Source organism: Umezawaea sp. NPDC059074 (assembly GCF_042738955.1).
Classification (GTDB): Bacteria; Actinomycetota; Actinomycetes; order Mycobacteriales; family Pseudonocardiaceae; genus Umezawaea.
Window position 1 is genome coordinate 1 of sequence record NZ_JBHYHC010000232.1, and the last position, 8,252, is coordinate 8,252.

Here is an 8,252-nt window from a genome sequence, read left to right on the forward strand (position 1 = left end):
AGAGACTGATCCACCGAACCACCCGCTGGGCCCCGTGCGATCCGCACGGGGCCCAGCGGCGTTCTCACACCGTCAGCACGACCTTGCCGCGCACGTGGCCGCCGTCGAGCAGCCGGTGCGCGTCGACGGCCTCGGCCAGCGGGAACGTCTGCTGCACCTCGACGCGCAGCACGCCCTCGTCGACCCGCGCCGCCAGCCATTCCAGGTCGGAGGCCACGGGCGTGGCGAACACGTACCGCCCGCCGAGCCCGAGCACGTTGTCGTCCACAATGGACACGATCCGCGCCGGATCCCGCACCAGCGCCGGGGAATCACCCAACGCCGCGCCGCCCGCGCAGTCGAACGCCACGTCGACCCGCCCGTCGCCGCCGACCGCCTCGGCCACGTTGTCCACCAGCGCGTCGCCGTACGCCACGGGTTCCGCGCCCAGCGAGCGCACGAAGTCGTGGTTGCGCGGCGACGCCGTGCCCAGCACCCGTTCGGCGCCCAAGGCCCGCGCGATCTGCACCGCGAGGTGCCCGACACCGCCCGCGGCGGCGTGCACCAGCACCGCGTCACCCGGCCCGACGCCCGCAGCCCGCAGCGACTGCAGCGCCGTCAGCCCGCACAGCCCGAGCCCGGCGGCCTCGGTGAAGCTCATCGACGCCGGTTTGCGCGCCAGGCCACGCTCGGTGGCCGCGATCAGGGAGGCGTACCCGCCGTGCTGCACGTGGTCCTGCCGCTGGAAGCCGAACACCTCGTCACCCGGCGCGAACCCCGTCACCGCGTGCCCGGTCGAGACGACGACCCCGGCCACGTCCCAGCCGGGGACCAGCGGGAAGTGGTGCGGCAGCAGCCCTTGCAGGTAGCCCGCGCGCACGGCGGCGTCCACCGGGTTCACGCCCGCGGCTCTGACCTCGACCAGCACCCGGTCCGGCCCGACCAGCGGGTCCGGTAGTTCCCGCAACGCCATCACGTCCGCGTCGCCGAACACGTCCTGCGCCATCGCTTTCACAGCAGCGTCTCCTCACTCCGGTTCCGGCAGTGATCGACTCCAGTCTCTACGAGTCGTAGAAGACGCGCTCGATGACGGCGCGGGCCCGCCGGGTCGTGCGCCGGTACTCGTCCAGGAACTCCCCCGGATCCGTGCCCGCGCGATGCCGCATCACGGCCGCCACCGCCGCCAGGTCCCGGCCCACGGTCGGCAGCTGGTCACCGGGTTTGCCCTTGACCAGCATCACCGCGTTGCGCGCCCGCGTGGCCATCGTCCAGGCGTTCGTCAGCTCCTCGGCGTCGGCCGCGTCGAGCAGCCCCGCCTCCGTCGCCGCCCTGATGCCGTGGATCGTGGACGGCGTGCGCAACGACGGCACGGCGTGCGCGTGCTGGAGCTGGAGCAGCTGGATGGTCCACTCCACGTCGGCGAGCCCGCCGCGGCCGAGTTTCGTGTGCGTGCTCGGGTCCGCACCGCGCGGCAGCCGTTCGGCGTCGACGCGCGCCTTGATCCGCCGGATCTCGCGCACCGACGCCGCGTCCAGCCCGCCCTCGGGGTAGCGGATCGGGTCGATCATCTCGATGAACCGCTCGCCGAGGCCCTCGTCGCCCGCGATCGGCCGGGCGCGCAGCAACGCCTGCGCCTCCCAGACCTCGGCCCACTGCTTGTAGTAGGCGCGGTAGGACTCGAACGTCCGCACCAGCGGCCCCTGCCTGCCCTCCGGCCGCAGGTCGGCGTCCACCTGGAGCGCCGGGTCCTGGCTCGGCGACCCGAGCAGCCGCCGCACGGTCTCGGCCAGCGAACTGGCGTACTTCAACGCCTCCCCGTCGGTCGCGCCCTCCACCGGCTCGCACACGAACAGCACGTCGGCGTCCGAGCCGTAGCCCAGTTCCCGACCGCCGAGCCTGCCCATGCCGATCACCGCGACCCTCGCGGGCCGCACGTCACCGGCCGCGCGCACCGCCGCGTCCAGCGCGGCCTGCACCACCGCGACCCACACCTCGGACAGCGAGACGCACACGGTCCGCAGCGTCACGAGTTCCAGCAGGTCCGCGCTCGCGATGCGCAGCATCTCCTGCCGCCGCAACGACCTCGCCGCCGCGACCGCCCGTTCCAGCGAGTTGTGCCGGGCCACCGCGCTGCGCAACGGGTTCCCGACGGTCATCGGGTCACGGCCGACGAGCGCCTCGGTGTCCGCCAGCATCGGCAGCACCTCGGGCGCGCGGACCAGCAGGTCCGGCACCAGTTTCGACGTGCCGAGCAGCGCCGCCAGCCGTTGCACGACCGCGCCCTCGTCGCGCAGAAGCCTGAGGTACCACGGGGTTTCGGCCAGCGCCTCGGACACCTTGCGGTACGCCAGCAACCCGCCGTCCGGGTCGGGCGTCGTCGCGAACAGGTCCAGCAGCAACGGCAGCAGCGCGCCCTGGATGCGGGACCGGCGGGACATGCCCGCGGTCAAGGCCTGGATGTGCCGCAGCGCCCCGTCCGGCGCCGCGTACCCCAGCGCGGCCAGCCGGGCGACGGCTTCCTTCGTGGTCAGCCGCAACGCCTCGGTCGGCACGTTCGCCACGGCCTCCAGCAGCGGCCGGTAGAACAGCTTCTCGTGCAGCCGCCGCACCTGGTTGCCGTGCCTGCGGAACTCCGCGAGCAGCACCTGGCTCTCCGACAGGCGTCCCTCGGCCGCCAACCCGGTGGCGCGCGCCAGCCACCGCAGCCCGACCGCGTCGTCGTCCGCCGGGAACAGGTGCGTGCGCAGCATCTTCTGCAACTGCAACCGGTGCTCCAGCGTGCGCAGGAACCGGTACGAGCGGCCGAAGTCCACCGCGTCCTCGCGCCCGATGTACCCGCCCTTGCCCAGCACCGCCAACGCCTGCGTGGTCGCCGTGATCCGCAACGCCTCGTCGCCACGACCGTGCACGAGTTGCAGCAGCTGCACCGCGAACTCGACGTCCCGCAGCCCGCCGCGGCCGAGCTTCAGCTCCCGCCGCACCAACTCGCTCGGCACGTGGTCCTCGACGCGCCGCCGCATGGCCTGCACGTCCACCACGAAGTTGTCGCGGTCCGCCGCCGTCCACACCAGCGGCCGCACGACCTCCAGGTACTGCCTGCCCAGGTCCTCGTCACCCGCGACCGGCCGGGCCTTGAGCAACGCCTGGAACTCCCACGTCCGCGCCCACCGCTTGTAGTAGGAGGCATGCCCGTCCAACGTCCGGACCAGCGCGCCCGCCTTGCCCTCGGGACGCAGCGCGGCGTCGACCTCGAAGCACGCCTGGCCCGCGATCTGCATCATCGTGCTGGCCACGCGGGTCGCCACGCCGATGTCGCCCTCGCCGACGAACACGACGTCGACGTCGCTCACGTAGTTCAGCTCGCGCGCGCCGCACTTGCCCATCGCGATCACCGACAGGGTGCACTCGGCTGAGCGGTGCGTCTGGGCGAACGCCACGGCCAGCGCCGCGCGCAGCGCCGCCACCGCGAGGTCGGAGATCTGGCTCGCCACCTCGTCGTAGCCGACGAACGGCAGGTCCGGGTCCACCACGTGCGCCAGGTCGTCGGCCGCGACCAGGCACAGCAGCGCCCGGTACTCCAGCCGCAGCGTGCGGATGGCCTCCTGGTCGCGCAGGTCCGCGACCGCGTCGGTCAGCGTCGCCGTGAACCTGTCGACGTCGACGGACTCGGTGCCCGAGAGCAGCCGCCAGCGCTTCGCGTTGGCCACGAGGAAGTCCGAGAGAGCTGTCGACGAGCCGAGCACGGCCAGCAACCGCCCGCGCAGCACCGGGTCGTCGCGCACGGCCTCGGACAGCTCCGCCCAACCGTCGCCCAGCGCCACGCGGACGCGGTCGACGCCCCGCAGCGCGAGATCGGGGTCGGGGCTGCGCGACAAGGCCAGCAACACCGGTTCCGCACCGCTCGCCGGACGGCCGTCGGCCCACCAGCCGGTCGCGCGGAGCTCTTCTTCACTGCGTGGCCCGGTCAGCCCGAATCTGGCGGGTGAAGCGGACGCGCGGGACGGATCGCTCATCGCTGACCACCGTAGTCCGGCCCGCTCGAGGACGAGCGGTCAGGCGGCAACGATCAGGTAGAGCCCGAACAGCACCACGGCCGCGCACGCGGCGAAGCCGAGGCCCGCGGTGACCGTGCCGCCGACACCCGTTCCGCCGTCCTCGCGGGCCGCCTCCCGCGCGGACACGCCCCGCAGGCCCACCGAGAACAGCACCACGAGCCCCAGCACGACCGCGATGCTCACCGCGAAGACCGTGCCCAACGCCATCCAGTCGACCTTCATGCCGCCACGTCCAGCTTGTGCGTCTCGGACTGCGCCGCGATCTCGTCCACCACGTGCTCCGGCCGCACCGGCTCGCGCCGGGACAGGATCCAGATGACGACCGCCACGACGATGCCGATGACCGCCACCAGCACCACCCCGACCGTGCCGCGACCGGCCAGCAGACCGGCCAACGCGCCGACGACACCCGCGGCGGGCAGCGTGAACAGCCACGCCATCGCCATCCGGCCGGCGACGTTCCACCGCACGCCGTCCCGCCGGCGGCCCAGGCCGGAGCCCATGATGCCGCCGGACGCGACGTGCGTGGTGGACAGCGCGAACCCGAGGTGCGACGACGCCATGATCACGGTCGCCGCGCTCGTCTGGGCCGCGAAGCCCTGCGGGGCCTCGATCGTGGTCAGGCCCTTGCCGAGGGTCTGGGTGATCCGCCAGCCGCCGAGGTACGTGCCCAGCGCGATCGCGACGCCCGCGCTCAGGATCACCCACACCGGCGGGCCCGCGCCCGCGGGCAGCGTCCCGGCCGTGATCAGCGTCAGGGTGATGATGCCCATCGTCTTCTGGGCGTCGTTCGTGCCGTGCGCGAGCGACATCAGCGCGGCCGACGCCACCTGCCCGACCTTGAACCCCTTGTCCGAGACGGAGGCACGGGTGGAGCGGGTCAGCCGGTAGGTCAGGACCGTCGCCAGCAGCGCCACGATCCCCGCGACCAGCGGCGCCGCGACGGCGGGCACCAGCACCTTGTCGACGACCTTGGCGAAGTGCACGGCGTCCGCGCCGGACGACACCCAGGTCGCGCCGATCAGGCCGCCGAACAGGGCGTGCGACGAGCTCGACGGCAGGCCGACGTACCAGGTCACGAGGTTCCACATGATGGCGCCGATGAGGCCGCCGAACACGATCGCCGGGGTGATCCTGGTGTCGTCGACGATGCCGCCCGAGATCGTCTTGGCCACCTCGACCGACAGGAACGCGCCGACCAGGTTGAGCACGGCGGACAGGGCGACGGCGGTTCTCGGGCGGAGAGCGCCGGTCGCGATGGACGTGGCCATCGCGTTCGCGGTGTCGTGAAAACCGTTGGTGAAGTCGAAGGCCAACGCCGTGATGACCACGATGACGACGAGAAGTGAGGCATCCACTCTGATTCCCCCGGCTGAACCGACACAGTCGTGGATGAACGCTACCTGTCGTCCAGGTGAACACAGGCCCTGCGAAAGGAGGGAGAAACGTTCATCACACCAGGGGGAGCTCGATGCCGCCGTGCCCACCGGGCTTCAACTCGCCGCTGGTCAAGCGCACGAACCGCTCGGCGAACGGCTGCCACACCTCGGCCAGGTCCGCGTGCGCCTCGGCCAAGCGCTCCGGCGTGAACGAGCCGGGCCGGGCGAGCGCCGCCATCTCCGGGGCGTGCTCCACCCAGCCCAGCACGACCTCAGGGGTCGTCTCGATGTGGAACTGGAGGCCGTACGCGCTCTCGCCGACGCGGAACGCCTGGTGGTCGTACTTCGGCGAGGCCGCCAGGTGCTCGGCGGTCGGCGGCAGGACGTGCACCTCGTCGCCGTGGAACTGGATCACGTCCGGCGTCCACGGCAGGTCGGCGAACAGCGGGTCGCGGCTGGACACGTCCCGCTTCGCGACCAGCGAGACCCCCACCTCGGGGCCCTTGGGCCCGCGCCGCACCTGCCCGCCGGTCGCGGCGGCCAGCAGCTGGGAGCCGAGGCAGATCGCGAGCGCCGGGACCTTCCTCGCCACCGACTGCGACAGCAGCTTGCGGACGTCGGCGAGCCACGGGAAGTCCAGGTCGTCCAGCGCGCCCATGCGGCCGCCGAGGCAGACGACGCCCTGGTAGCCGTCGAGGGTCTCCGGCACGGGCTCCTCGAACACCCGGACGACGTGCACTTCGGCGCCAGCGGCGGTCAGCCAGTCCTCGAGGGCGCCGAGCGGGCCGTGGGCATCGGGTTGGAGCACGAGCAAACGAGGTGCGGTCACGCGTTCGAGCGTAGGTTGCGCCGCTCAGCAGGCGCAGCGGACCCCGGTGTGACCGCCCTCGTCCCCCTCGACCGGGTAGCCCGCCGCCCGCCACGCCGTGATGCCGCCGGAGAGCCGCTTGACCCGGAACCCCAGCCGCGCGAGCCGCAGCGCGCCCTTCGTGGCGGCGTTGCACTGGAAGCTCTCGCAGTAGCAGACGTACACCAGGTCGCGGTCCAAGTCCTTCGTGGACAGTTCGTCCACCGTCCGGTAGTCGAGGTGGATCGCCGTCGGGATCCTCGAGTGCGCGAACGCCTCCGCGCTCCGCGTCTCGACGAGTTGGAATCCTTGCGCCGCACCGCTTTCCAGGTCGCGGACGACGTCGTCCGGGTCGGCCTCGAAGGCGAGTTCGGCGGCGAAGAACTCGGCAGCGGCGGCGGGCTCGGCGGGCGGGAAGCGCAACGTGTTCGTCATGCCCCAATCCTCGTCGGGCGAATCCCGTCGGCCCAGGGGAAAGTCCAGCCGTGGAGCCGTTTCCGCCTACGATTCCCCGGTGGAACTCGACGAGGTCGACTGGAAGCTCATCGGGCTGCTCCAGGAGGACGGGCGGATGACGTTCACCGAGCTGGGCAGGCGCGTGGCGCTGTCCGCGCCCGCGACGACCGAGCGGGTACGGCGGCTGGAGCAGCTCGGGGTGATCGTCGGGTACCGGGCGGTCGTGGACGTGCGGCTGCTCGGCCTGCCCATCGAGGCCGTGGTGCGGGTGCGCGTGCGGTCGCTGGACACGCCCCGGTTCCGCGAGCGGATCGTGGTGCTGCCCCAGGTGCTGGACGCCGACCACGTCACCGGCGACGACTGCTGGGCGCTGCGGGTGGTGTGCCGCTCGACCGGCGACCTGGAGGCGTTCGTCGAGCAGGCCCAGAAGTACGGCGACACCACCACGTCGCTCGTGTTCTCGTCACCGGTGCGGAACCGGGCCATCGGCCGGGACACCCTCGGCTAGGCGACCGGCTTCGCGACCGCTCAGGGGGTGTCGAAGGTGAGTTCGGTGGCGTCCAGGACCGGGGCGAAGCCGATGCGCTGGTAGACGCCGTTCGACGTGGGGTTGGCGAGGTCGGTGTAGAGGAGGACCTCGTCCGCGCCCGCGGACCTCGCCCACGTGGAGATGCCCGCGGTGACGGCGGCGGCGTACCCGTGGCCCCGGTGTTCGGCCGGGGTGTAGACGGGCCCGATGCGGGACATCGCCCGCACGGGCGGACTGGCGGCGGCCCAGGAGACGGGAGCACCGTCGACCTCCCACACCGCGTGCGCGTGGCCGCGGACGATCTGCTCGCGGACCTCGACGACCGGGTCCGCGTCCTCGTCACGGGTGATGTGGTCCATGGCCTCGGCCATGAACGCGCTGTACCAGGGCCCGAGGAGTTCGGCGTCGTCCGGAGTCGCCAAGCGCACGGAGCCGGGGACGGCCGGGACCACGAGAGTCCCGAGCCGGTGCAGCCGCAGCGCCATCGCCTCGGTGACTTCGCTGCTGGTCAAGCGCTGCCACGCCCCCGCGAACGCCTCGGCCGACTCGCGGTCGCCGTTCACCCCACCGAGGTTCGGGACGAGCCGACGGACCACCGCGGCGAACTCGTCCACCAGGTCCACCGGGATCGCGGTCGACAGCAGCGGGTACGGCGGCAGCTGCACGGCGGCACCGCGCAGCTCGCCGTCCTCGTACGCGGTGATGAGGATCTCCCGCGGACCGTCGTGCTCCGGGTGGTCGAGCCTGCGGGTGAGAGCGGTCAACGCCACGGTGTGGCGGACCGGGTCCACGGTGAAGAGCGCTTCGGCGGTGGCCCAGAAGTCCGGCAGGTCGTCGTGCACCACGAAGTCGGCCATGAACCGGACCGTAACGCAAAAAGCCCGATGGGGGACTCCAGAACTGGAGTCCCCCACCGGGAAAGATTGCCCCGCGGTGACCTACTCTCCCACACCGTCACCAGTGCAGTACCATCGGCGCAGGAGGGCTTAACTACCGGGTTCGGAATG

The 8,252-nt window shown here is 72.4% G+C and carries 8 protein-coding genes and 1 rRNA gene; 1 reads left to right on the top strand and 8 read right to left on the bottom strand.

Annotation, left to right across the window (positions count from 1 at the left end):
- Positions 1-64: 64 nt before the first annotated feature.
- From ACFWW9_RS44835 to ACFWW9_RS44860, 6 genes are all read right to left on the bottom strand, one after another.
- A complete protein-coding gene (locus ACFWW9_RS44835; protein ID WP_390389560.1) occupies positions 65-985 on the bottom strand; it encodes an NADP-dependent oxidoreductase in 921 nt (306 codons plus the stop codon).
- Between the two features lie 55 nt (positions 986-1,040).
- A complete protein-coding gene (locus tag ACFWW9_RS44840; protein ID WP_390389546.1) occupies positions 1,041-3,992 on the bottom strand; it encodes a bifunctional [glutamine synthetase] adenylyltransferase/[glutamine synthetase]-adenylyl-L-tyrosine phosphorylase in 2,952 nt (983 codons plus the stop codon).
- Positions 3,993-4,031: 39 nt separating this feature from the next.
- On the bottom strand, positions 4,032-4,256 hold the full coding sequence (locus ACFWW9_RS44845) for a hypothetical protein (protein ID WP_390389548.1): 225 nt from the start codon (positions 4,254-4,256) through the stop codon (positions 4,032-4,034).
- Entirely contained in the window at positions 4,253-5,392 is a 1,140-nt protein-coding gene (locus tag ACFWW9_RS44850) for an anion permease (RefSeq protein ID WP_390389550.1), read from the bottom strand. The genes ACFWW9_RS44845 and ACFWW9_RS44850 overlap by 4 nt, the downstream gene beginning before the upstream one ends.
- A gap of 94 nt (positions 5,393-5,486) precedes the next feature.
- Positions 5,487-6,242, bottom strand: coding sequence for a type 1 glutamine amidotransferase (locus tag ACFWW9_RS44855; RefSeq protein WP_390389552.1), 756 nt, complete (start codon positions 6,240-6,242; stop codon positions 5,487-5,489).
- Between the two features lie 24 nt (positions 6,243-6,266).
- The gene (locus tag ACFWW9_RS44860; protein ID WP_390389555.1) at positions 6,267-6,695 is read right to left on the bottom strand and encodes a rhodanese-like domain-containing protein; all 429 of its coding nucleotides are present in this window, start codon (positions 6,693-6,695) and stop codon (positions 6,267-6,269) included.
- Positions 6,696-6,774: 79 nt separating this feature from the next.
- Here ACFWW9_RS44860 and ACFWW9_RS44865 point away from each other — a divergent pair, with 79 nt between their 5' ends.
- Entirely contained in the window at positions 6,775-7,224 is a 450-nt protein-coding gene (locus ACFWW9_RS44865; RefSeq protein ID WP_390389556.1) for an Lrp/AsnC family transcriptional regulator, read from the top strand.
- 20 nt (positions 7,225-7,244) lie between these two features.
- Here ACFWW9_RS44865 and ACFWW9_RS44870 read toward each other — a convergent pair whose 3' ends face one another.
- Both ACFWW9_RS44870 and rrf read right to left on the bottom strand, forming a co-directional pair.
- Complete coding sequence (locus ACFWW9_RS44870; RefSeq protein WP_390389558.1) at positions 7,245-8,102, bottom strand: GNAT family N-acetyltransferase; 858 nt, start codon at positions 8,100-8,102, stop codon at positions 7,245-7,247.
- A 68-nt stretch (positions 8,103-8,170) separates the two neighbouring features.
- Positions 8,171-8,252, bottom strand: a 5S ribosomal RNA gene (rrf, locus tag ACFWW9_RS44875); the annotation flags it as partial.

Coding starts and splice junctions, on each gene's coding strand:
- ACFWW9_RS44845 (WP_390389548.1), bottom strand. CDS start 4,256: ATGAAGGTCGACTGGATGGCGTTGGGCACGGTCTTCGCGGTGAGCATC.
- ACFWW9_RS44840 (WP_390389546.1), bottom strand. CDS start 3,992: ATGAGCGATCCGTCCCGCGCGTCCGCTTCACCCGCCAGATTCGGGCTG.
- ACFWW9_RS44870 (WP_390389558.1), bottom strand. CDS start 8,102: ATGGCCGACTTCGTGGTGCACGACGACCTGCCGGACTTCTGGGCCACC.
- ACFWW9_RS44860 (WP_390389555.1), bottom strand. CDS start 6,695: ATGACGAACACGTTGCGCTTCCCGCCCGCCGAGCCCGCCGCCGCTGCC.
- ACFWW9_RS44835 (WP_390389560.1), bottom strand. CDS start 985: ATGGCGCAGGACGTGTTCGGCGACGCGGACGTGATGGCGTTGCGGGAA.